24 protein-coding genes are annotated in these 24,321 nt (G+C 41.1%); 12 read left to right on the top strand and 12 right to left on the bottom strand.

The genetic code is table 11. The features are described from left to right. Positions 1–21 precede the first annotated feature (21 nt). Entirely contained in the window at positions 22–234 is a 213-nt protein-coding gene (locus tag C0213_08180; protein AUX12396.1) for a hypothetical protein, read from the bottom strand. A gap of 194 nt (positions 235–428) precedes the next feature. On the opposite strand from C0213_08180, the gene C0213_08175 reads away from it, so the two are divergent. From C0213_08175 to C0213_08165, 3 genes are read left to right on the top strand one after another with little or no spacing between them, the layout of a single operon-like run. Next, positions 429–1,625 (top strand): acetyl-CoA C-acetyltransferase, encoded by a 1,197-nt coding sequence (locus C0213_08175; protein ID AUX12395.1) that lies wholly within the window; start codon positions 429–431, stop codon positions 1,623–1,625. Next, on the top strand, positions 1,618–2,886 hold the full coding sequence (locus C0213_08170; GenBank protein AUX12394.1) for a hydroxymethylglutaryl-CoA reductase, degradative: 1,269 nt from the start codon (positions 1,618–1,620) through the stop codon (positions 2,884–2,886). The genes C0213_08175 and C0213_08170 overlap by 8 nt, the downstream gene beginning before the upstream one ends. Before the next feature lie 14 nt (positions 2,887–2,900). Continuing rightward, the gene (locus C0213_08165) at positions 2,901–4,064 is read left to right on the top strand and encodes a hydroxymethylglutaryl-CoA synthase (GenBank protein ID AUX12393.1); all 1,164 of its coding nucleotides are present in this window, start codon (positions 2,901–2,903) and stop codon (positions 4,062–4,064) included. Between the two features lie 777 nt (positions 4,065–4,841). On the opposite strand, the gene C0213_08160 is transcribed toward C0213_08165, so the two are convergent. Both C0213_08160 and C0213_08155 read right to left on the bottom strand, forming a co-directional pair. After that, on the bottom strand, positions 4,842–5,084 hold the full coding sequence (locus C0213_08160; GenBank protein ID AUX12392.1) for a hypothetical protein: 243 nt from the start codon (positions 5,082–5,084) through the stop codon (positions 4,842–4,844). 173 nt (positions 5,085–5,257) lie between these two features. Further along, complete coding sequence (locus C0213_08155; GenBank protein ID AUX12391.1) at positions 5,258–5,704, bottom strand: MarR family transcriptional regulator; 447 nt, start codon at positions 5,702–5,704, stop codon at positions 5,258–5,260. A 134-nt stretch (positions 5,705–5,838) separates the two neighbouring features. On the opposite strand from C0213_08155, the gene C0213_08150 reads away from it, so the two are divergent. After that, on the top strand, positions 5,839–6,792 hold the full coding sequence (locus C0213_08150) for a lipase (GenBank protein ID AUX12390.1): 954 nt from the start codon (positions 5,839–5,841) through the stop codon (positions 6,790–6,792). 86 nt (positions 6,793–6,878) lie between these two features. On the opposite strand, the gene C0213_08145 is transcribed toward C0213_08150, so the two are convergent. Next, complete coding sequence (locus C0213_08145) at positions 6,879–7,349, bottom strand: nucleoside 2-deoxyribosyltransferase (protein ID AUX12389.1); 471 nt, start codon at positions 7,347–7,349, stop codon at positions 6,879–6,881. A 91-nt stretch (positions 7,350–7,440) separates the two neighbouring features. Here C0213_08145 and C0213_08140 point away from each other — a divergent pair, with 91 nt between their 5' ends. Further along, a complete protein-coding gene (locus C0213_08140; GenBank protein AUX12388.1) occupies positions 7,441–7,947 on the top strand; it encodes a DUF805 domain-containing protein in 507 nt (168 codons plus the stop codon). 211 nt (positions 7,948–8,158) lie between these two features. Here C0213_08140 and C0213_08135 read toward each other — a convergent pair whose 3' ends face one another. Next, entirely contained in the window at positions 8,159–9,550 is a 1,392-nt protein-coding gene (locus C0213_08135) for a 23S rRNA (uracil(1939)-C(5))-methyltransferase RlmD (protein ID AUX12387.1), read from the bottom strand. 264 nt (positions 9,551–9,814) lie between these two features. On the opposite strand from C0213_08135, the gene C0213_08130 reads away from it, so the two are divergent. From C0213_08130 to C0213_08115, 4 genes are read left to right on the top strand one after another with little or no spacing between them, the layout of a single operon-like run. Next, the gene (locus C0213_08130; protein AUX12386.1) at positions 9,815–9,994 is read left to right on the top strand and encodes a hypothetical protein; all 180 of its coding nucleotides are present in this window, start codon (positions 9,815–9,817) and stop codon (positions 9,992–9,994) included. A gap of 1 nt (position 9,995) precedes the next feature. Then, complete coding sequence (locus tag C0213_08125; protein AUX12385.1) at positions 9,996–10,802, top strand: recombination regulator RecX; 807 nt, start codon at positions 9,996–9,998, stop codon at positions 10,800–10,802. Next, positions 10,789–11,892, top strand: coding sequence for an A/G-specific adenine glycosylase (gene mutY / locus C0213_08120; protein ID AUX12384.1), 1,104 nt, complete (start codon positions 10,789–10,791; stop codon positions 11,890–11,892). Before C0213_08125 ends, mutY begins: the two co-directional genes overlap by 14 nt. A gap of 53 nt (positions 11,893–11,945) precedes the next feature. Continuing rightward, positions 11,946–12,515, top strand: a complete 570-nt coding sequence (locus tag C0213_08115; protein AUX12383.1) for a DUF402 domain-containing protein — start codon at positions 11,946–11,948, stop codon at positions 12,513–12,515. Between the two features lie 57 nt (positions 12,516–12,572). Here C0213_08115 and C0213_08110 read toward each other — a convergent pair whose 3' ends face one another. The 3 genes from C0213_08110 to C0213_08100 form a co-directional block, all read right to left on the bottom strand. Further along, complete coding sequence (locus C0213_08110; GenBank protein ID AUX12382.1) at positions 12,573–14,282, bottom strand: glycosyltransferase family 8 protein; 1,710 nt, start codon at positions 14,280–14,282, stop codon at positions 12,573–12,575. 141 nt (positions 14,283–14,423) lie between these two features. Then, positions 14,424–14,897, bottom strand: a complete 474-nt coding sequence (locus tag C0213_08105; protein ID AUX12381.1) for a hypothetical protein — start codon at positions 14,895–14,897, stop codon at positions 14,424–14,426. 75 nt (positions 14,898–14,972) lie between these two features. Then, a complete protein-coding gene (locus tag C0213_08100) occupies positions 14,973–15,404 on the bottom strand; it encodes an N-acetyltransferase (protein AUX12380.1) in 432 nt (143 codons plus the stop codon). Between the two features lie 127 nt (positions 15,405–15,531). Between C0213_08100 and C0213_08095 the strand changes: the two genes are divergently transcribed. The 3 genes from C0213_08095 (at position 15,532) to C0213_08085 (ending at position 19,725) form a co-directional block, all read left to right on the top strand. After that, entirely contained in the window at positions 15,532–16,638 is a 1,107-nt protein-coding gene (locus C0213_08095) for an AI-2E family transporter (GenBank protein AUX12379.1), read from the top strand. Positions 16,639–16,776: 138 nt separating this feature from the next. Beyond that, positions 16,777–18,117: an HlyC/CorC family transporter gene (locus C0213_08090; protein ID AUX12832.1), complete on the top strand. Its 1,341-nt coding sequence runs from the start codon at positions 16,777–16,779 to the stop codon at positions 18,115–18,117. A 30-nt stretch (positions 18,118–18,147) separates the two neighbouring features. After that, entirely contained in the window at positions 18,148–19,725 is a 1,578-nt protein-coding gene (locus tag C0213_08085) for a peptide chain release factor 3 (GenBank protein ID AUX12378.1), read from the top strand. Between the two features lie 104 nt (positions 19,726–19,829). On the opposite strand, the gene C0213_08080 is transcribed toward C0213_08085, so the two are convergent. The 4 genes from C0213_08080 to C0213_08065 form a co-directional block, all read right to left on the bottom strand. Then, on the bottom strand, positions 19,830–20,915 hold the full coding sequence (locus C0213_08080) for a hypothetical protein (protein AUX12377.1): 1,086 nt from the start codon (positions 20,913–20,915) through the stop codon (positions 19,830–19,832). Positions 20,916–21,118: 203 nt separating this feature from the next. Next, complete coding sequence (locus tag C0213_08075) at positions 21,119–21,541, bottom strand: DUF296 domain-containing protein (GenBank protein ID AUX12376.1); 423 nt, start codon at positions 21,539–21,541, stop codon at positions 21,119–21,121. A 124-nt stretch (positions 21,542–21,665) separates the two neighbouring features. After that, entirely contained in the window at positions 21,666–21,962 is a 297-nt protein-coding gene (locus C0213_08070; protein AUX12375.1) for a hypothetical protein, read from the bottom strand. 107 nt (positions 21,963–22,069) lie between these two features. Continuing rightward, complete coding sequence (locus C0213_08065) at positions 22,070–24,238, bottom strand: ATP-dependent Clp protease ATP-binding subunit (GenBank protein AUX12374.1); 2,169 nt, start codon at positions 24,236–24,238, stop codon at positions 22,070–22,072. Between the last annotated feature and the right edge of the window lie 83 nt (positions 24,239–24,321).

The following is a 24,321-nucleotide window of genomic DNA, read 5'->3' as shown; positions in this document are numbered from 1 at the left end:
CCTAAAGAATTGGTATGTTTTTTACTTAGTGTTATAAACTGATTTGGTTGTCAGTTCGGCCATGATAAATTGATCGTCGTCATGCAGACTGGCAAGGGCTTCGCCAACTGCTTGAATTTCGTCGGCTTGTACGTTTTCTTTGACTGCGCTTAAACGCCGCATGAGATGATCGTCTTCATAGGCCTCGTTTTGTAATTCGAACGCAATTGTTGATGTTAACCATGTTGTTTGCATATTGAAAACCTCCAAGTTTTTATTGTAAGGCCACCGGTGAATCGCTTACGTTAATGAGTAAACCAAATCCACCTTAAAATGGTAAACATTTTTAGAATAATCCTAAAAATTAGTTAAAGAAAAGTAAATTTGGCATACAATTACCAAATTTTTAGTTATAGTAATAATTAGACTTATAAGTGAAGAGGGATATTATGAAAGAAGTAGTCATTATGAGTGCCAAACGAACACCAATTGGGAAGTTTGGCGGGCAATTAGCTAGTTTAACCGCAGTCGATTTGGGGACTATCGCGGCTAAAGCAGCCATTCAAGCAGCTGGTATTGAAGCTGACCAAATTGATCAAGCTATTTTTGGCAATGTCTTACAAGCTGGTTCAGGGCAAAACGTGGCGCGTCAGATCGCGTTAAACAGCGGTTTAGCACAAACGAGCGTTGCAATGACTGTGAATGAAGTTTGTGGTTCTGGTTTGAAGGCCATCCGTCTTGCACAAAGTGCGATTGTGATGGGTGATGCCGATGTTGTTTTAGTTGGTGGGACTGAAAGCATGTCACAAGCCCCTTATTTGAATAACGGAATGCGTTTTGGTAGCAAGTTTGGTGATCAAACCGTTGTCGATAGTATCAGTAGTGAAGGTTTAAATGATGCCTTCACCAATAAACCAATGGGAATTACGGCTGAAAATGTGGCTGCCAAATACGGCATTACACGTTTGATGCAAGATACATTCGCCTTAGAATCACATCAAAAGGCAGCTCAAGCGACACAAGCTGGGTGGTTTGATGCTGAAATCGTCCCTGTAACTGTGAAACAACGACGGGCAACTTTTGAAGTGAGTCAAGATGAAGGCATTCGTCCTGATACAACACTTGAAGCAATGGGAAAATTACGACCTGCTTTCCAAGCAGACGGCACCGTTACAGCGGCTAATGCTTCAGGGATTAACGATGGTGCATCGGCAATGATCGTGATGTCTAAAGAAAAAGCCGAAGCACTCGGCCTTGTTTACCAAGCAACATTAGTTGGTTATCAAGAAGTCGGCATGGATCCTAATTACATGGGTTACACGCCAGTACCTGCTATTCAACAATTATTGGCTAAGCAAGCTCAAACCCTCGCTGATATTGATTTATTTGAAATCAATGAAGCTTTTGCGGCCTCCAGCGTGGCAGTTCAAAATGGCTTAGCGTTAGACACTGCTAAAGTGAACGTTGCTGGTGGTGCGGTTGCTTTAGGGCATCCAATTGGCGCTTCAGGCACACGAATTATGACCACGTTGTTGCACCAATTAAAACGGACCAACCAAACAACTGGGGTCGCCTCATTATGTATTGGTGGCGGCTTAGGGATTGCTTATGAAATCCAACTAAACGAGGCGTGGCTAAATGACTAGTCCAAAGTTTTATCAACTGTCAAAATCAGAACGGTTAGCCCGCTTGGTTGAAGCCAGCCAACTTTCAGAAAAGGATGCACAATTTTTGGCACAAAGCCAACCGTTAGCAGATGAATTAGCCGATAGTATGATTGAAAATTATATCGGCCAATATCACTTGCCATTAGGCATTGTGCAAGATGTTATGGTAGGTGGTAAGGTTTATCAGGTACCAATGGCCATCGAAGAGCCATCAGTGATTGCCGCAGCTAATAATGCCGCGAAGATGATGCGCCTAAATGGCGGCGTTACAATTGAAAACAGCCGACGGGTGATGTTTGGTGAAGTTGTTTTAACTGATTTACCTCAGCTAGCAGATGCTGTAAAATGGGTGGATAATCACTTTACTGTTTTGCAAGCGGTCGCCCAAAAAGCGCATCCGTCAATTGTTAAACGTGGTGGTGGTTTGCAGAAAATTGCAACGACGATCGTTGAAAATCGTTTTCTGAAATTAAATCTTGAAATTGATACCAAAGCCGCGATGGGCGCCAATATTGTGAATACCATTTGTGAAGCGATTGCGCATGCTGTTCAAGCGACTTTAGGTGGGACTATCTTGCTGAGCGTTTTGACGAACGCTGCCTTTGGGTCGGTTGTTAAAGCATCAGTGACGCTTAATCCGGCGACTTTAGCGACGGCGACCTTAACGGGTGAAGCAGTGGCGCAACGGCTGATTGACGCGACTCAGTTTGCTCAGTTTGACGTGGCTCGAGCTACGACGCACAATAAGGGCATTATGAACGGAATTGATGCTGTGATTATGGCAACTGGTAATGACTGGCGGGCGATTGAAGCTGGTGCACACAGTTATGCTGCGCGTACCGGGCATTATCAACCCTTAACGGCTTGGTCGTGGACCGCTGATCATCAACTGTGCGGTCAAATTGCCGTCCCATTACCAGTCGGCATTGTCGGCGGTTCAATCGGGATTTTACCGACAGTTCAAGTTGCCCAACGCTTAATGGCCATCGAAACGGCTGAAGAATTAGCTGGCGTGATTGCGGCCATCGGGTTAGGTCAGAATTTAGCGGCCTTGAAAGCTCTCGTTTCAGACGGGATTCAAAAAGGTCATATGGCACTCCAAGCTAAATCACTCGCAATTGCAGTTGGCGCAACGGCCAGCGAATTAACGACTTTATTACCGCAATTATTAAAAGCACCACACTTAAATACTGAAACAGCGACGACTTTATTAAGTCAAATCCGTGCTGAAAACAGATAGATTGGAAGTTTATTATGCAAATTGGAATTGATAAATTGGGTCTTTTTACCCCAAATACTTATTTAGATCTTATGATGTTAGCAAATGCGCGCGGTGTTGACCCTGATAAATTTACAATTGGGATTGGCCAAGATCAAATGGCGATTGCACCATTAAGCCAAGACAGTGTCACAATGGGCGCTAATGCTGCTTTGGATTTATTAGAAGGCGAATCACGCGACAATATTTCATTGTTGATTTTAGGCACTGAATCAGGCATTGACCAATCTAAAGCGGGTGCTATCTATATTCAACGCTTATTAGGCCTCAGCAATGCACGGACTTTTGAAATTAAGGAAGCTTGTTACGGGGCAACAGCTGGTTTAATGACAGCCTATGATTATGTTGCGGCTCATCCAGATCAAAAGGCATTGGTCATCGGTTCTGATATTGCGCGCTACGGTTTAGAAACACCGGGCGAAGTGACACAAGGTGCCGGCGCCGTTGCCATGTTGGTCAGTGCCCAACCACGCTTGATGGTTCTGGAACCAGAAACGAGTGTCCACAGTGCAGATATTCAAGATTTCTGGCGGCCAAACTATTCTAAAGAAGCCTTTGCACGAGGCAAATATTCGACAGAACAATACATCGAGTTCTTCCAAAAAACATGGGCGGATTACCGTGCTAAAACGGGGCGGACCATTGCTGATTTCAAGGCTTTAGCTTTCCACTTACCTTATACTAAGATGGGGTTAAAAGCCTTGCGGACAATTCTAGATGAAGGTACTGAAGAACAACAAGCACAACTTTTAGAACGTTATGCTGAAAGTACCTTGTACAGTCGTCAGATTGGGAATATCTATACTGGTGCACTATATTTGGGCTTCCTTTCATTATTAGAACATTCAACTAATCTAGAAGCGGGCGATCGAATCGGTCTTTTCAGTTACGGGTCAGGGGCCGTTAGCGAATTTTTCACAGGGATTTTACAACCCGGTTTCGAAAAACAATTAGCAAAGCAAAAACATGCCGACTTATTAGCTAAGCGTCGTCAACTGACGATGGTTGAATACGAAACCCAATTCCAAACGGAACTACCAGAAGACGGTAGCGAATATGAAATTGACCTGACAATGGACAACGCGCCAATTATCCTAAAAGGCGTGAAGGACCACGAAAGAATATATATGACAAGATAGAGTGGCTTAGCAACCGGGATGATTCTGAGGATTAGCCTAGTTAGGGAAATAATCGGGTTGATCGATTATTTAACTGACGTAGCTAAACGCAAGAATCAGGTTGATAAGGCACGTTTCAAAAAGACGATTCCGATAAGTTAATCTTATCAAAATCGCCTTTTTATTTTGGGTTAAAATACTGGTATATCAACGTTTTAAAACTTTTTAAAATTAATTCAAAATTTCGAGGTGTTTTAGTTGTAACCGATTACATAAGGTGATATATTAATGGTGAGGAAAGATAGCTTGGCAGAACAAAACCAAGTGAAACACATTTGTTAGGCACCACCGTATTTGTCAGGTACTAAGTTTCAAGAAGTACAGCGTATTAGAACTTTAGAACCAAATAACAACAACACATCGCAAGATAAGATTGGTAAGAGTACACTAAGTGATTGCTAGGAAGTGGGTCCAATGACAACTTAATTGCAAGATCAAAGCGTATAAGTGCGAGTATATCGGAGGCTGATGTCTGTTAAAGAATATCGTAGCAGTAACAAACGCAACCTTAATCGTTATCGCTGAAGCTGCACGCAGAGTCAATCACCAAGAAACGACTAAACTAGATCGAGTAATACGATAAGCAGTGGGTTAGAATAAACGATTAATCACAATTGAATATAGTATTGAGGTGTAACATTATCCAGAGTAAACAACAGAATCAGCAAGTATCAACCAAGCTATCTACCTCGACATAAGGGGATTCAAAGTAACTAACTTTGAATCCTTTTTTGATGGTCACGATTTAGTCGCTAAGACTTGAGCTCGAATCTGATCTAAATCGATTGACTTATTGATCAGTTGGGCACAACTTTGACAAATAATCGACGCATTCGTATTTTTTAAGGTTTCGCGAATGTCCATATAGCCGTTCATGAAACGGCTGGGAGGTAACTGAATATTGGTCCAACAGGGGGTGTTGACTGTGATAGCTTGTTGACAAATATTGCAACGATATTCTTTGGTTGATTGATCATACATATAAAATCAGCTCCTTTTGATGACTAGCATACGCCTTTATTTAAAAATTGAAACCAAAAAAATGACCGTTTCAACTTTAGATTTAGACAGTTAACGGTCATTCAGGGTAAAATTTGTGATTTAAAACGCACTACCGTCTTCAACGGACTATAAAGATTTTGGTCATTAGTTCATTAGTCCTGATTTTGGGGAATAAGTTCATTCATCAATTTATTTGTCAAAGTCGTTAGTTGTTCCCATTCTTGGTCTGTTAGTGTCGTGTTATCAACTAATAAAGTGGGCAGTTTTTCTAGCGCAAGCCGTTCTTGGTTTCCTTTTGAGGTTAATGCAACTAGTGTCCCACGTTCGTCATCAGGATTTCTTTTTCTGATCACTAAATCCAATTTTTCCATTCGCTTGAGTAATGGTGTAATGGTTCCGGTCCCTAAGTTTAATTGTTGGCCAATTTTCTTTACTGACATACCTTCTTGTCCATATAAAACAACGAGGACAAGATATTGAGGGTAGGTTAACTCATGATTTACCAGTTCTGATTTATATAATCGTTGAATAGCATGGGACGTAGCATAGACTGAAAAACAAAAATGGTCTTCTAAAGTACGAATGTTTTGTGCTGACATTAATCTCATAGCCTTTCTGAAAAAAATAAGGTTTAATTGTTGACAACAATATCGTGCGCGATATAATAATCACAACAAGTAAGACGTGCACGATTTACTTGTTAAATTATAACATAAACATGGGAGTGTTTCGTATGTCAGATAAAATTACTTTAGAACCAGCAGCAAAAAATTTCAGTGAAGCAAATGCACCACATCCTCGGATTTATGAATTAAAACCATCTGAAGGAAGAGATTTATTGGAAAAGGTTCAATCTTCATCAATTGAAAAATATAATGTCGATATTAAAGATAAGATTACTGATACTGGAAAATGGGGAGAAATTAATGTTCGTATCATTCGGCCAGCAGGTAATTATGCTAAATTACCCGTTATCTTTTATATTCATGGTGCTGGTTGGGTTTTTGGTAGTGCCCACACCCATGATAAATTGGTACGAGAATTAGCTGTACGCACAAATTCCGTTGTTGTTTTTCCGGAATACTCTCTTTCACCTGAAGCTAAATATCCAACTGCCATTGAACAAAATTATGCAACATTACAACAATTACCGGAATTAGCGGCTAGTGAGAACTTTGATATTAATCGTTTGACTGTTGCTGGAGATTCCGTTGGTGGTAACATGGCAACCGTAATGACGTTAATGACCAAGCAACGTCAAGGCATCCATATCAATCAACAATTACTTTACTATCCAGTAACAGATGCTAACTTTGATACACCATCATATAACCAGTTTGCAGATAACTACTACCTCACAAAAGAAGGGATGCAATGGTTCTGGGACCAATACACAACTGATCCGCAAGAACGTGCTCAAATCACAGCTTCACCATTACGGGCAAGCCTAGATGATCTAAAAGACCTTCCAGATGCAATGATATTAAACGGTGAAGCTGACGTTCTACGTGACGAAGGTGAAGCATATGCTAACAAGTTACGAGAAGCAGGCGTTGGTGTAACGCAGGTACGCTTCCAAGGTATGATTCATGACTTTGTAATGGTTAACGCCTTAGACAAGACTCATGCAACAAGAGCAGCAATGGACTTATCGACGGCTTGGATTATGCAAAAAAATAACAAATAATACATCATCAAACAGAAATACTGATAATCTTATTAATCATTTGAAATTTAACCCCCAAAAATAGCGGCACTAGTGGCCGCTATTTTTTAGTATTTTTGAACGGTTTCGATTAAAGTGTCGACGGAGTTAACGATTGTGCCATTTAATTTAATTAAGCCCACCGTATAGAGATTGAGGTAATGGAATTGATTTTCAGCAATCGTTTGCAAAGCGGCCACTTTTTGTGAATTCGTGGCGCCTTGTTGCCGACTGTCTGTGTAAAGCCCGATAATTGGGATGTTGCGGGTATATGCGACACCAATTTCGCTGGCAACACCAACATCAATTGTTGGACCGTCTAAGACTGCGATGACCAGGTCGCTAGCGACCAGTTGTTCTGTATCGGCTTGGGCAATCATTTCGGAATTAGCGTAGGCTTCTTTATCATTGATTGCTGCGTTTTCTTGGGGCAAATAGATATCTAAAGTTGGTATTGCTTGGCGTAGCGCTGCAACAACACGCGTATTGTAATCAAAATCAGCTTGTGAGAAGAGTGCATTTGCAAAATAAATTTTCATAATGAGCCTCCAATGTGTTTTAACTATTGTATCAAATTGAGGACCAGATGCGGTACAATTAATGGATAAGCAGTTAACTGGAGGGAAAAGAATGCGTGAAATTCAAGAAGTACCTGGTAAAGTGACAATTAAAACGGCGTTTCGGGATTACTTTAAAGGTTATTTTGATTTTATGGGCCGGAGCACGCGGGCAAGTTATTGGTGGGTGATGGGGATTATCATAGTAATCCTCTATATACCTCTATTTATATTATTAGGGCAATTGTTAATCACTAAAGGCCAAGTTGCCGGTATTAATCCTTGGATTTATTTGGGTATCTTTGCAATTATCGCTGTGGGAATATTCATTCCCACACTTGCACTTAGTATTCGTCGTTACCGTGATGCGGGGTTAAATGGTCGAGGCGCCGTTACGCTTTGGGTTTTAAACGGGCTGGCATCCAGTTATAGCCAACAATCGCGCGGTTGGGCCTTCATTTCAGCCGTTATTGGCTTAGCGTTATTGATTACGGCATTATTAAAAACAAATCAGTTAGAAACAGACAGTGATAATCCCCTTGTGACGTTCTTTTTGAGAGCTAAAGTGAAAGAAAACTAAAACAAGCCATCCGCTAAATAAGGATGGCTTGTTTTTTTGTTATTAGATTAGTGCTCGGTAGTAAACCACCTTTAAAAACACTCAGATTATAACGTGCTATTCATAGCATACTCTTGTGGCTAGCGACATCAGTCAAACAACCGATTACATCGGTTATTCGCCTGATTAGGCTAGTCCTCAGAGTATAACCGCTATGAATAGCACTCATTTTTTATAGATTTCTTTTTAATCTCATTGTGACGATTGCTTCTACTCTGGCCGTTTGTGGGAACATGTCTAGTGGTTGGATTTTTTCAACTTGGTAGGTGTGCACCAATGTCTTAAGATCCCGCGCGAGTGTTGAAGGGTTACATGAGACGTAAACAAATTTAAGGGGCCGGCTGTCGAGAATTGCGTCGATTAATTTGGGATCAAGACCAGTCCGTGGTGGATCAACGACAAGGGCTGTTGGGACAAAGCCATTATCTAGCCATTCGGGTAAGAGGTCCTCGGCTGCGCCAACGGCATAGTCCACATTGTCGATGCCATTGATTTCTGCGTTATGTTTAGCGGCTTCGATTGAGTCGGCAATTGTATCCATACCACGCACTTCAGCGACTTGGTTGGCAAGACTTAAGCCGATAGTGCCGACACCACAGTAAGCATCGACTAAGCGATCTTCAGGGGTTAAATCGAGCGCTTCTTTAACCAAGTTATACATCTTAGCGGTTTGAATCGGATTGAGTTGGAAAAAGGCGCGGGCGGTCAATTCAAATTGAACGCCGTTGAGATTTTCCATAATTGTTTCTTGACCGGCAAGGTGTATTGTTTGGTCGCCCCATACCAAGACGTTTTTCCCTTTGTTGACGTTTTGCATAATTGAGACCACTTCGGGTAATTCAGCTTGAATGGCGGTGATTAGCGCGTATTTCTTTGGTAGTTTGGGTGAGTTGGTGATGAAAGTGAGTTGGGCTTCACCAGTTGAGAAAGATTCACGCACGACGATTGTTTTTAAGATACCGGCGTTCTTTTCTTCATCAAAAACGGGGATGCCGAGGTCTTCAACTAATTTTAAAACAGTCCGGATAATCCGCATTGTTAAATCAGTTTGGGTTGCAAATTCTGGGAGGTCAATCAAAGTATGACTGCTTGGAGCGTATAACCCAGCGCCCAAATGGTCACCTAATTGACGTACTTGGAATTGTGCTTTATTCCGGTAGTGCCATGGATTTTCCATCCCCACGGTTTCAGTTACTTTGTAAGCATTATAACCATGCGGTTTGAATTTTTCTAAAGCTTGAATCATCATATCCTTTTTAAAGGCGAGCTGGCCAGGATAACTGAGATGTTCTAATTCGATCCCACCAACTTGACCGTAAGTGGCATCTCTAGGGGTGACCCGTTGTGGTGATTCTTGACGAATCTTGTGGACCTTAGCTTCGATGAAGCGGGGGGCAACAGTTGTGACTTCGGCAATCACGACTTCTTCAGGCAGGGCACCGGGGATGAAAACAATTTTGCGTTTGTAATAACCAATCCCTTCGCCGTTAATCCCAATTCGTTTGATAGTTAATGGGAAACGTTGGCCGACTTCGACTTCATTAGTAGTTGTTTGTTCTGGCATTTAATTAACTCCTATATTGTTAAAATTATAAATAGCACGAAATTTGCTGTACCCTATTATAACAGAAGCCGGTTAGAAAAAACGGATATTCTAATCGGAAACTAACAGCCTTCGCTTTTGTTGCGTGTAGTGATTTATGCTACTCTATAGAGTGTGATGCAAGTCGGTTATGTCCTGAGGATATAATTGATGAAATGCATTTAAATAAGAAGTATGTCAGTAGCCGGGGATTAGTACTAACTCCCCATGAAGGAGCGAATAACGATGAACTTTTGGGAACGAAATCAATTTTTAATTGCGATGGTGGTCGTCCTTGTAATTGGGATCTACGCTTTTCAAGCGAAGAGTTTGCCATTAATCATTGGCACCCTAATTTTAGCGGTGGTCGTGATTGGCTTTAAGATTTATCTGAACGTCAAAGCGACACGCAACGGGAGAAAATAAGATGCCACAGATTACTAAAATTACCTCACAAAAACAAAAAGGGCGCTATAACATTTTTATCGACGAGCAGTTTGCCTTTGGGGTGACTGAAAGTGTCTTAATCAAGTTTCGGCTTGCAAAAGGGCTCGAAATCGATAGTCGCTTACAACGCGACATTCAAAAAGAAGACGACAATGCCAAGGCCTATCAACTGGCCTTGAATTATTTAAGTCACCAATTACGAACGGAAAAAGAATTAACACAATACTTACGTGATCATGAGATTACGTCAGAGGGCATTGAAACCAGTTTGACAAAGTTGCGCGAACTACATTATTTGGACGACCAAGATTACGCGGATAGTTACGTCCGAACGGTAATCAATACCTCAGATAAGGGGCCCAAAGTGGTGCGCCAAAAATTGATGCAAAAAGGGGTTAGTGCTGATCATATCGACCAAGCGTTGACACTATATACAGATGAAGAACAAGTGACTGTCGGCTTAGCAACTGCCCAAAAGTTAGCGAAGAAGTACCGCCACAGCTCGTTTTTTGAACAACAACAAAAGATTAAACAAGGCTTGATGCAAAAGGGCTTTGGTGGTGATAATTTAAGTCGAATTATTGACGAATTAGCGCTTGAAGAAGACAGTGATAGTGAAGCAGACGCATTGACCGCGCTCGGCGAGAAAAAATGGCGGCGTTATCGGCTACTAGAACCGCGCGAGCGGCGGATGAAGATGCAACAAGCACTTTACCGGAAAGGATTTAATATTGATGCAATCAACCGTTTCATCGACGACCAAGAAGTATCAGATGACACCGAGTGAACGCAAGGCGTTTCAGACCGCCTTTATGGCATGGTATGACGAACATCGTCGCGATTTACCTTGGCGTCAAAATCAAGAACCTTACCGGGTCTGGTTATCTGAAATTATGCTCCAACAAACGCAAGTCCAAACAGTGATTCCGTATTACGAACGCTTTTTAGCAACTTTCCCAACGGTCGAAGCATTAGCAGCGGCCCCAGAAGAGTTGCTCTTGAAGACTTGGGAAGGACTGGGCTATTATTCACGGGCGCGTAATTTACAAAAAGCGGCTAAGCAAGTGGTGGACGACTATCAAGGTAAATGGCCGCAAACATCTGCGGAGTTAGAAAAACTAGCCGGCATTGGCCCGTATACAGCGGGCGCGATCGCTAGTATTTGTTTTGGTGAAGTGGTTCCCGCAATCGACGGGAATGCTTTTCGGGTCTTCAGCCGGCTCTTAAAAATCGATGCAGATATTGCGAATCCGAAAAATCGTAGCATTTTTTACGATGCCATTTTACCGTTGATCCCCAAAGATCGGCCTGGTGATTTCAACCAAGCTGTGATGGATTTTGGCTCGCAAGTTTGTACGGCTAAAAATCCAACGGTTGGTGACACCGAATTAGCCCCATTTTTCAGAAGTTATCAAGATGGCACGTTGTTGGATTATCCGGTTAAAACGAAGAAGGCCAAACCTAAACCAGTCGCGCTCTTTGCGGTCGTGATAGAATCCGAAAAAGGTTTTTTATTTCAAAAACGGCCCAGCACGGGTTTGCTAGCAAATTTAACGACCTATCCTTTGGTGATGGCAGAAGATTTACAGGATGATGAGTCTGAGTTATTAACGCCAGAAGAGCAGATGACTCGAATTGAAGCCTACTTCAAAGAAGCGTACGGTTTAACGTTAGCGCATTTAAAACCGGTTCCTGTCAAACCGGTGACGCACGTTTTCACCCATTTGAAGTGGACAATTACGTTATTATCAGCAACGATTGCGGCGGACAGTGACTTGGCCTTTTTCCCAGGTGAATGGTATTCAAAAGCGGCGCTAGCAGAAATTGCGATGCCAACGGTTCAAAAGAAAATGGCGCAACGATTTGACTCACTTTAGCGGTAGAAAGTTTTAGGTAATTTTGAGAGTCTTTGCTATAATGATAGGTGATTATGAATAATAACCTTGGAAAGCCAGGTAGGTCGATGAATGCACCTAAAGAAGGCGACTATATAGCGATTCAAAGTTATAAACACGATGGGAGTTTACACCGAACTTGGCGCGATACGATGGTTTTGAAAACCAGCGAGAACGCAGTCATTGGTTGTAACGATCATACCTTAGTTACAGAATCAGACGGCAGAAAGTGGGTCACGAGGGAGCCGGCACTTATTTATTTCCATAAGAAGTATTGGTTTAACGTTGTGGCCATGATTCGCGAAGGTGGCGTTTCATATTATTGCAACTTGGCATCGCCACACGTTATGGATCAAGAAGCGTTGAAGTACATCGACTATGATTTAGACGTAAAGGTCTTTCCAAACGGAGAGAAGCGCCTATTAGACGTTGATGAATATGAAGCGCATAGTGCGAAGTGGCACTATTCTGCCGAAACTGATCGGATATTGAAAGCCAATGTCAAAGTTTTGGTAGATTGGATCAACAATGGCAAAGGGCCATTTTCGAAGGAATATATTGATATTTGGTATAACCGATATCAAGAATTGGCTCACCACCGTTAGAACACTATTTAGTCTTAATAACGAAAGAAGACCACACATTGTGTGGCCTTCTTTTTTTTAAGAATGATGTTCACCAAAACCCGTGTTAGGCTTAAAAGGGACGGGCCCGTTGTTTTCTAAAAAGCGACTTTTGTAGAAACGATACTGGGGGGTATAGGGATGGGTTGAACTTTTATCCCATGGCTTTTCGGAGCCGCAAAAATGAATAAGTCCGGGGTCTTTTTGAGCACTCATAAATTGGCGATTGATTCGTTCAGTCGGGGCTATGATAAAGTCCATCAAAATATTAGATTGAACATTCCATTTAGGATGTAAGTGAATCCAACGATCGTGCAAGATGGCATTTAGAGCATCTTGAGCATGAAATTTAAGTTTTTGTGGATGTTCTTTAATGAAAGCTAATATCTGTTCTGTCAGTTTTTGTTGACGCCAGACAGCCAAATTCATTAATAAGACACCGGCATTAAAATACCGGATACTCTTATAGGAAATTGACATCTGGGCTAGGCGATTTTGAAAGCTAGCATCCTCAACGGCTGCTAGTGGCGTGTTTCCCAATTCGATATCCCACAGACGGGCCAGATTTGCAAGACAAAGTGTGTCACAATCTAGATAGAGGACGCGTTCGATTTCGGGTAATAGGTTAGGAATTAATAAGCGATAGTAGGCAGTCTTTAGAATTTGTTGGTTTTGAATCACGGTCGTTAGTGGTGTTTCGTCAACTTCAATAAATGTTAACTCGGCATTGAAGCGGGCGGTAATTTGGCGTAACGTTGCTTGATCACGAGCAGTTAGTTGATCGCTCAAAACGTAGAAGGCATAATGGCGGTTATCATCGTTATTATTAAGAATCGAAGCATATAAGATGGCGAGGGGTTCAACGAAATTAGAGTTAGCTGCAGAAACAATATTGATTTGATCACGCTTGTCAGCAGGCAGTTGTGCTAAATAAGTTTGATATTCGGGCATATAGGGATGATTTAAGAAGACCTCCCACGGTTTCTTTTCGGTGGTGAAGTGAATAATTTTCGGTGCTTTAATAGCCTGTTTAAAAAGCTGACGATACTCATTATTAATCGGTTCGTATGTTTTAAATAAAATGGTATTTTGAACGTTCCACTGTGGTGCTAATAATTTAGAGCGCCCTGCAAGAACCACGTTCAGCGTATCTTGAATATCATTAACGCGGCGGCCAGGATAAGGAACCATCATCGCAAGAATTTTCTGGCTGATATGGTGTCTTTCCCAAAGTACCGTGTCAATTAGCAAAACGCCGGCATTAAAATAAATATTATTGGCTTGGGATTGAGGGACCCCAAGCCTCTTTAAGGTCAGCGCTTTACCAGGATCAATAACGGCACCGATAATGTTATTTTCTAAATCACTATTGTATAGTGGTGTCAAATCGGTACGAATGAGCGTGTCAAGATCGAGATAGAGCACACGTTCAATATGTTTAGCGAGCAGTATTTGAGGTGCTAGGATTCGATAATACGCGGTCTGGTCAAAATGATTATTTCCTGGGAAATTTTTAATACGGCGAGGATTAATTGCGATAAATGAGACATGATGAGGGAGCGCCAATAGACGGGCAACTGCGGATTTAGTTGTTGGGGAGAGGTGACTACTCAAAACAAATAAATCAACAGCGGTTTCTAGAGGACAATGTTCTCGAATTGATTTAAGCGTCAGTAGCAGTTGATCGGCATACTGTTCATCAGCAGCTACCATAATAGCAATTGTGTTGATGGTCATCATCTCCTTCATCACTCTTTATGGTTAAGTGTAACAAGTTGCCAAAAGGCTTGTAAAATTAGTTGATTAGCCCACAAAAAAAGCCATCCTTAAGGAAAAGGATGACTAAAAAATCATGCTTAATACTATGCAGATGCTCAAAGACAAAGCATGCTAATCATTTTCTACCGATGTATCTTGTTGGATTGTTAATGTCTTAAAACCAAGAGCGGTTGCAATACTAATTGAGATTAAGATGGCAATTATGCACCAACCAAGTAGGCTACCAGCAATAAACGATGCCGATAGGAAGTTTCTTAGTAAATAAGTTGCGAGGCAAAAGAGTACGAAATCTAAAATGAAGTTGCCAATTTTATAAGCATTTGAACGACTAATGATGAAAAAACTCAAAACCGTGTGCATAACGGAATTCTTAGTTTGTTCGGCCATGATGGTGAGTGGGCGTTCAAGTGGGACTTTTGTAAAGAGAATTAATGTGGCGCCAACGAGTCCACCAAAAATTGTGCGATCCCAAGTAGCGCTATGGACAACCAAACTATTATAAGCAATAGCAGCAATTGTAACGACTAACAAATAAGGGATAACGAAGAAAAATAGATTAACGAAAAATGTTTTTTGTTTAGACATAATAAACCTCTCTTTGCAAACATGGTCAGACTTTAATATTTATTATAGGTTAAAGATTGCCAGAATGCCAACGGTTTATAGGATCTTAATCATTTCTTGATGTAAAATACCAGCGTCCAAGAAATGTTGCTTGTCAGTGGCGTGGTAACCGAGACGCTCATAAAAGGGAACGGCTGTGACTTGAGCGTTTAAGATAAGGCCTTTTCGACCATTCTCTTTTGCAGAGGTTTCGGCAGCTTGCATGAGTTCTAAGCCTAGTCCCTGGTGGCGGTAAGCCTTCATTGTAGCGACACGCTGTACATGGTAAAAATCGCCTTCGGTTAATACACGAAGTGTTGTAACGGGGTGTTGTTCGAGATAACCTGTGAAGTAAAGCGCTTGGTCTTCAAATTCATCGATTTCTAACTCAGCCGGGACTTTTTGTTCATCAACAAAAACGGCTTGTCGAATAGCGAGACCATCTTGATAGTAAGGACTTGTTAAATCACGTGTTTGCTTAATTTGCATGAAAAAACCACCAATCGTTTGAATTTATGTAGCTTTACAGTTAAATTTGGTACAATAAATACAATCTTTGCGTTTATAATAGCACAAATAGGTGTTATTTTCGATGAAGTCAAGTGGAGGAATGTTTATGTTTGAGCGTTTGCGTCAATCAAAATTATTATTCTGGTCAGTCGAACTTTTGATTTTGGCTGTTTTGATTTTTGTTTGTACTAAAATTAGTTTCCTATTTGATCCGATAGGGACCTTTATTTCAACCCTATTTGGTCCGATTATTGGGGCCGGGTTATTGTTCTACTTATTTAATCCGTTGATTAACTTATTAGGTAAGTTAAAAATTTCGCGGAAATGGGCCATTGCGATTATTTTTATCGTCTTTTTCGGGGGGATTGTCTTCATTGTGGCCTTAGCGATTCCGCAATTAGTTCATCAAGTAACACAAGTGGTCACGAATCTACCAGATTACGTGCATCGTTTGCAGACCATGGTTGATAAGCTTTCAACGAATCCGCATTTGAAGAATATTGATGTTAATAAATATGTTAACCAATTAGATTTGAAACCATCTAAGATTGCTGAAAATATCATGAAGAGCTTTACCAGCGGTTTTGGCAGCATGATTGGGGCTGTTACGAGTGTGACAATCGGGGTTTTTACAGTGCCAATTATGCTCTTTTATATGTTAAAAGATGGTCACCGACTCATTCCCAATATTCAAAAGATGTTACCAGATCGCTATAACGATCAAGTTGCTGATTTATTACGTAAAATGGGTGCCACCATTTCAGCATACATTGGTGGACAAGCATTAGAATGTTTATTCGTTGGGGTTTTCACCTTTATCGGTTATCTAATTATTGGGATGCCATACGCTTATTTATTAGGCTTTATCGCTGGTGTTTCCAATATTATTCCATACCTAGGGCCTTATATTGGGATTGCACCTGCTCTAATTATTAGTTTATCAATTTCAATTCCAAAGACGATTATGGTGATCGTTGTGGTCATCATTGTACAACAAATTGATGGCAACTTGATTTACCCTAACGTGATTGGTCGTTCCTTAGATATTCATCCCTTGACGATTATCATTATTTTGCTAGTTGCTGGGAATATCTATGGTATTTTGGGGATGATTTTAGCAATTCCGTTTTACGCGGTTACCAAAACGGTTGTCGTTTATTTATACGATATTCAAGCCTTACGCACCAAAGTCGATAAAGCGACTAAATTATAATCGCATAAGACTGATTTGAAGGCGATTTTAACGACTCTTACTGGGTTGAATTTCCATTTTTGACTATGCTATACTGCATAGTAGGTCTTAATCGGCTCAATACGATAATTTATAAGATGAAAGGTAGTGGATGTGACGATGAATCCTGACCCTGGAAGTCCGGTGTGGGGACAGTTACTGTTGATTTTAATTTTAACCTTAGTGAATGCTTTTTTTGCCGCGGCAGAAATTGCGCTAGTATCACTAAGTCGCACAAAGATGGAGAACCAAGCAGAAAATGGTGATAAGAAGGCCCGCTTATTAGTGGAGGTTTTAAATCACTCCAATAATTTCTTAGCAACAATTCAAGTTGCCATTACATTTGCTGGTTTCTTATCTTCAGCGAGTGCTGCCACGACCATTGCGGGTAGATTAGCACCCCTTTTAGGAAATGCGGCTTGGACGAAGGAAGCAGCCGTATTAATTGTGACGATTGTCTTATCCTATATCTCACTTGTTTTTGGGGAATTATATCCTAAGCAAGTTGCCTTGCATCGCTCAGAAGCGATTGCCAAGGCGGCAGTTCAACCGATTCGCTTCATTGGCGTTTTATTGCGGCCGTTTGTTTGGTTGCTATCAGCGTCAACGACAGTTTTGATGAAGTTAACACCAATTGATTTTTCTGAGTCAGAACCCAAAGTGACCCGTGAAGAAATGGTTCATATGATTGAATCTGGCAAAAGTGCGGGCGTCTTGGAAACTGACGAGTACGAAATGTTAGAAGGGATTATCACCCTTAATAAGAAGATGGCCAGAGAGGTCATGGTTCCCAGAACAGATGCCTTTATGGTGGATATCTGTGCGGACAATGATCAGAACATTGATGCCATCTTGGCACAACCATTTTCACGAATCCCAGTTTACCGGGATGATAAAGATCAAATTGTAGGGATTGTCCATATCAAGAACTTACTAAGAGAAGCACGAGAAAAGGGCTTTTCAAACACACAATTGGAAACGGTCATGAAAGAACCTCTGTTTGTGCCGGAAACGATTGTAATTGATGACTTATTATTCGAAATGAAACGCACACAACTTCAGATGGCCATCCTGTTAGATGAATATGGGGGCGTTGTCGGACTAGTGACAATCGAAGATTTATTAGAAGAAATTGTTGGCGAGATTGAAGATGAATCCGATAAGGCAGACGTGTTGTATCAGAAGATTGACGAGACCCACTATAAAGTAATGGGGCGAATGCCAATCAATGAATTTAACGATGCCTTTCAGACCGATATTCAAATCGCCGATGTTGATACGATTGCTGGGTTTATGATTACTGAAATTGGTGCAATTCCTGTCAGTGGTCATCCAGAATCTATTGATTTACCGAACGGAATGGTTTTAACGACTGGTTCGGTAGTCGGTTCACGTTTATTAGATTTGAAACTAACATTACCAAAGACAATCACCGTAAAAGATGATTCGTCTGAGGTCTAATGACTTTGGCACTAAAGAGAGGATTTAACAATGACACCAACTGAATTAAAAACGGCTGTTGAACGCCGGCGGACTTTTGCAATCATTTCCCATCCGGATGCTGGGAAAACAACAATCACTGAACAACTCTTATTATTCGGGGGCGTCATTCGTCAAGCCGGAACTGTTAAAGGAAAAAAGAGTGGCCAGTTTGCAAAATCTGACTGGATGGATATTGAAAAGCAACGGGGGATTTCCGTTACAAGTTCTGTGATGCAATTTGATTATGCTGGCAAACGGATTAACATCTTGGATACGCCAGGGCATGAAGATTTCTCAGAAGATACTTACCGGACATTGATGGCAGTGGATGCTGCTGTCATGGTGATTGATTCCGCTAAAGGGATCGAACCCCAAACTAAGAAATTATTCAAAGTCTGCAAAATGCGTGGTATTCCTATTTTTACATTCATGAATAAATTAGATCGTGATGGTCGCGAACCACTCGATTTAATTGCTGAATTGGAAGAACTATTGGATATCGAAGGTTGTGCTATGAACTGGCCAATCGGGATGGGTAAAGATTTACGGGGCCTATACGATATTGCTAACAAACGAATTGAAATGTATCGGCCAGAAGATGAAGCCAATCCTTATCTTGCTTTAGATGAAAATGGTGAGATTGCTGGTGATAATCCGTTGAAGGAAGATTCTGTTTATACGCAAGCACTAGATGATATCGAATTAATTGGTGAAGCAGGTAATGCTTATGATCCTGCTAAAATTGCTACTGGTGATCAAACACCAATCTTCTTTGGTTCAGCCTTAACAAACTTTGGGGTTAAGACTTTCTTAGAAGCCTTTGTTGATATGGCGCCAGCACCAGAAGCCCATCAAACACAAGAAGAAACACAAGTTGAACCAACGAATGAAGATTTCTCAGGTTTCATCTTCAAGATTCAAGCCAACATGAACCCAGCCCATCGTGATCGAATCGCCTTTGTACGGGTTTGTTCTGGTGAATTTCAACGCGGGATTGACGTAACGTTAACTCGGACTGGTAAGAAGATGCGTTTGAATAACTCAACTGAATTTATGGCCGATGCTCGTGAACAAGTGACGAGTGCGGTTGCCGGAGATATTGTTGGGCTATACGATACAGGGAACTTCCAAATCGGGGACACAATTCATACTGGTAAAGAAGCTATTTCATTTGAAAAGCTCCCCCAATTTACACCAGAATTATTTATGCGCGTCACTGCTAAAAATGTGATGAAGCAAAAGTCATTCCATAAAGGGATTCAACAATTGGTTCAAGAAGGAGCCATCCAATTGTACAAGACGTACACAACAAGCGACTATATTTTAGGGGCTGTTGGTCAATTACAATTTGAAGTTTTCCAATATCGGATGCAACATGAATATAATTCTGAAGTCATCATGGAACCAATTGGCTCACGGACAGCTCGTTGGATTGATCCTGAAAAATTAGATCAAAGTATGTCATCATCACGGAACTTACTGGTAAAAGATATCCACGATGAACCGCTCTTCTTATTTGAAAATAAATTTGCAGAACGTTGGTTCCAAGACAAGTACCCAGATGTTAAACTAACAGCTAAATTATAAGCGCGTGCGTTACCAGTGGCACGTTTAAACAATCAAAAAGAGGTCTTATGACAAATTAATTTTGTCATAAGACCTCTTTTTATATAGCTATGAAATATGGCTATTTAGTCAAAAGTTAGTAATGATTCCAATAACCATTGGCCACCTTCAAGTTCACACCAGCGACTGAAATTATCAAGGGCAATGACTTGTTTAACGTGTACGCGTGTCTTCAAAGCAAGGCGATAGGTAGCCGGCTTCTCATAAGGGGCAGCCCATAAGGTTGCCGTTGTGTTATTCAAAGTCGCATCCAAATTGAGTGGGGTGGTTTCAATCACCGTATATTGATTGGTAAACTTAGGCACCTGATAGTCAGCAGTGGCTTTCGGATTTGTTGCATGGAGTTCATAGTGTTGAGGTGAAATCCAGAAACTACCAAGGTTGAACCATTGTTGGCCGGAAGTCGCCGTTGCACAACTATAAATCTTCCAAATGGCATGCTTGGGTAAGCGCGTGGTTGTTAGTGCTTCTTCTGTTGGTCGTTTGTAAGTATCAACAGATGCGGTTAATTCGATAAACGGTTTATTAGGGGCATCGCTGTATTTTAGATTGAGTGGATCATATTGGAACCGTACTAGCTGCGTTTCAGCACTGAAGCGTCCCGTTTGATTACTAGAAGTGCGATAGATAAAGTTCACACCGCCTTCTAACGGGTTGGCTTGATAATGTTCATTCAAAGCACCAAGTAAAAATTGTGGTTTAATCAGTAAACCACCTTCTAAATCCTGATGAATCACCATGACTGGTGCCGCTAATTGGGGTTTATAAAAAAGCCAAATGTTAGTGGGTTCTTCATGGAAATGTTGTTTTAAATTCGTAATTTCGGCTAAATAGTAGCCGGGAAATTTTAGCCATGGTAAATCAAGCGTAGCGCCAACCGCTCCAGAAAGGGTAATCGAAGGCCGCAACGGTATTCGATTTTGGTTGAGGTAGTGGATGGTCACTGAACTTTTTCGTGGTTGGATGGGTGTGGCGACAAAAGGTTCAGTTTGTTGCGCGTGGGGTTCTTTTTCAAATGCATCAGCTGTCTCGAAGAATTGTTTGGTCTTTTCTGGTTCAGGAGTAGCTTGATTAAAGTGCGTTTCTGGTTGAATGGTTGGGCGTTTTGGCCGCCGTCTAAATAACGATTGAATCAGGTTAATAAAATTCATACGGACTCCTTGTGGAACGTTATTTACTTAATACTAGTCTATCATAAATTATAAAAAGAGTGGTTTATAATCGTCACTAATTCAGTTAGAAATTTAAATAAAAAGGATAGTTCTCTTAGAACATGGTTACCAGGTCAATATTTGCTAACAAAAAAAGAGCCGGGACAAAATATGCTTTGGCCTGACTCTTCTTTAGTCGTTTTTTATGATAAATCAAGCACTTGCAATTGGGTTGGTTGATGCAAGATGCGTCCAACAGCAACGGGAACGAGGGAGATTACTAGTTCACCAGTTCTAGAAATAACGGCCCGTTCGAGATGACCACCAAAGACGCTTGTATCTAGGCGGGCAAAACTGGCATGTAAGTGAATTGAAATTTTACCATCTGCATTTTCAACGTTACCACTTAGTGATAAGAGTTCAACTTGTTCTTGGCGACGGGTTTTAACATAGCTATCGCTGTCTGGTGAGTAGACGCTGACAGTGACGTCGTTGCAGGCGCCAATTCCCGTAATTGCACCTAGTTGATCTGGTAAAGTAGCGGCTAAATATTTCAATTCGGTGATGAGTTCATCGCCAACTTCTAAGCGGCAAATAATTTGTTGTCCTTTTTGAACAGTTTGCATCGTAAAATCCTCCCTCAATAAGCTTAAGGGGTATTATACGATATGCCCTATTGAATTACTATTATTTTGCTTGCAGCCAAAAAGCCCCCCACGATTTCTATCGTGGGGGGGCTTCATTAACCGTTTAAGAAGCAGTGGTGGAAGGGGTTGGAATGGTAATTTCAACTAATTGCCCATCGTTTAGGATTTCAACATCGTCGGTTGAATCAATGTCGACTAATTCCTTAAGCACAAAATCAATTTCGGCTTGTTGAATATGTCGTTTGTCATTTTTTAGAAGAATTTCACGGCTTTTAGAAGAGCGGGTGAAAAGGACAGTGGTTTTGCCAAGTGAGTAGACACTTACATAGTCGGCATTAGTGGTTGCGAGTTGTTGCGTTACTAAACGGTGATAAGAATTGGTAATATTAATGAGTCTCATACTAATCACTCCCTAATCATTTAAATCTTAACATCAGTATAACTGAAAACGGTTTATATAACACGGATTTAATCTTAAAATATGATAATTAATCTTAATATATGTTATTAGCCTTGCACAATTTGAATCTGGTCATCAATTAACGCTGCTTTTAATTGCTTATGGTCTGGATGATCTAAATAGTAGTCAGCAACTCGGTCTTCAATTTGTTCTTGAATAACACGACGTAGTGGGCGGGCCCCCATTTCAGGATTGTAACCCAAATCGACTAATTTAGATTTAGCATCATCTGTAACGGCGATGTGGAGGCCTTGGTCGGCAATCATCGCGTTAGTTTGATCAAGCATCAAGCTGACAATCTTCAACAAATTATCTTTACTTAATGGTTGGAATTCAATAATATCGTCGAAACGATTTAAGAATTCTGGTTTAAAGTAGTTTGATAATTGATTGAGGATCGAGTGGGTTTGCCCAGAAATAGCGGCACCGAAACCAACATTAGCTTCAGCATCAGTTTGGCCAGCGTTAGAAGTCATGATAATGATTGTATCTTTGAAACTGACAGTCCGGCCCTGTGAATCGGTCAGACGACCATCGTCCAGAATTTGCAAGAACATATGCATAACGTCAGGATGGGCTTTTTCAATTTCGTCTAAAAGAATCAAGCTATAAGGGTTACGACGAACTTGTTCCGTTAATTGACCGGCTTCTTCGTAACCAACATAGCCAGGAGGTGAACCAATCAATTTTGACACACTGAATTTCTCCATATATTCACTCATGTCAAAACGAATCATTGCATCGGTACTACCGAAAAGTTCCTTAGCAATTTGTTTGGCTAATTCCGTTTTACCAACCCCGGTTGGACCGACAAAGAGGAAGGAGCCAATTGGGCGACCGGATTTATTAAAACCAATCCGGCTACGACGAATTGAACGTGCTACTTTATCAACTGCGGTATCTTGACCAATGACACGAGATTCAAGATCTTGGGCTAAATTTTTAAGTTGTGCTTGTTCTTGAGCCTTTAATTCACCGACTGGGATATGCGTTTTTTCTTCGACAATTTTTTCCATATCCTTTTCGGTAATCGTCGGTTCTTGGGATTTTTCAACTGAATTATTAGCCTTCATTTCAGATAGTTTTGTCACTTGATCACGATAGGTAGCTGCTTTTTCGTAATCTTCTTGTTTGAGGGCTTCTTGTTTTTGGGTTTCTGCGGATTTAATCTCAGCTTCTAATGCCTTAGGATCCATTAAGGTAATCGTCAAGTTTTTCTTAGAACCTGCTTCATCCAAGAGATCAATTGCCTTATCAGGCAAGTAACGATCTTGAATATAGCGACTAGAAAGCGCTGCGGCTGCGTTTAAAGCATCATCTGTATAGTGAACGTGGTGATAACTTTCGTATTTCTCTTGGAGCCCCTTCAAAATTAGAACGGTCTCGTCAACAGATGGTTCGTTGACCGCCACTGGTTGAAGACGACGTGCAAGGGCTGCGTCTTTTTCAATCTGACGGAATTCATTATTGGTAGTAGCACCGACTAGTTGTAATTCACCGCGTGCAAGAGCCGGCTTCAATACGTTACCGGCGTCCATACCACCTTCAGCGTTGCCGGCGCCAACGATTTCGTGGATTTCATCAATAAAGAGAATAATTTGTTTATTTTGTTTAAGTTCCGTAATCAACTGTTGCATCCGTTCTTCAAATTGACCACGAATACCAGTTCCTTGAACTAATGACACGACATCTAAACGAATGACTTGGCGGTCCTTTAATTTAGCAGGAACGTCGCCATCGGCAATTTTTTGTGCTAAGCCTTCGACAACGGCGGTTTTACCAACACCAGCTTCACCAATTAAGACTGGATTGTTTTTGGTACGCCGATTGAGAATTTCGATAACCCGTGCAATTTCTTTATCACGACCGATTACCGGATCAATTTGACCGCCCTTAGCAAGGTTGGTTAAGTTCACCCCAAATTGACTGAGTAAACTCTCACCATTTTGACCATTATTACCACCGCCATTGCGTCCCCCTTGTGTTTGAGGGCCTTGGTTAGCTGCTGATTGGCGTTCAGCGTTTGGATTATTGATGGCGTTGAAAAGTTCATCAAGATTACTAAAACCAAATGGATCGTTGTATTGACCACGCATTCCTTGTTGTTTTAGTGCTTGATAACAGTTTTGACAAAGGTTAATGGCTTGGTTTTGACCATTGACGCTAGTGTAGAGATGGATTGTTGCTGGGTTCTTTTGACAATTTTGACAAAGCATTTAATCTGTCACAACCTTTCGCCTATTAAATGTAACGTCAAAGTTTTGTTTGACTATCTTTGACCTTAAATAAATTATAATCA

This window comes from Latilactobacillus sakei (assembly GCA_002953655.1).
Taxonomy (GTDB): domain Bacteria; phylum Bacillota; class Bacilli; order Lactobacillales; family Lactobacillaceae; genus Latilactobacillus; species Latilactobacillus sakei_A.
The sequence above is the reverse complement of the archived record's forward strand: the minus strand, read 5'-3'. Positions and strand labels throughout refer to the sequence as shown.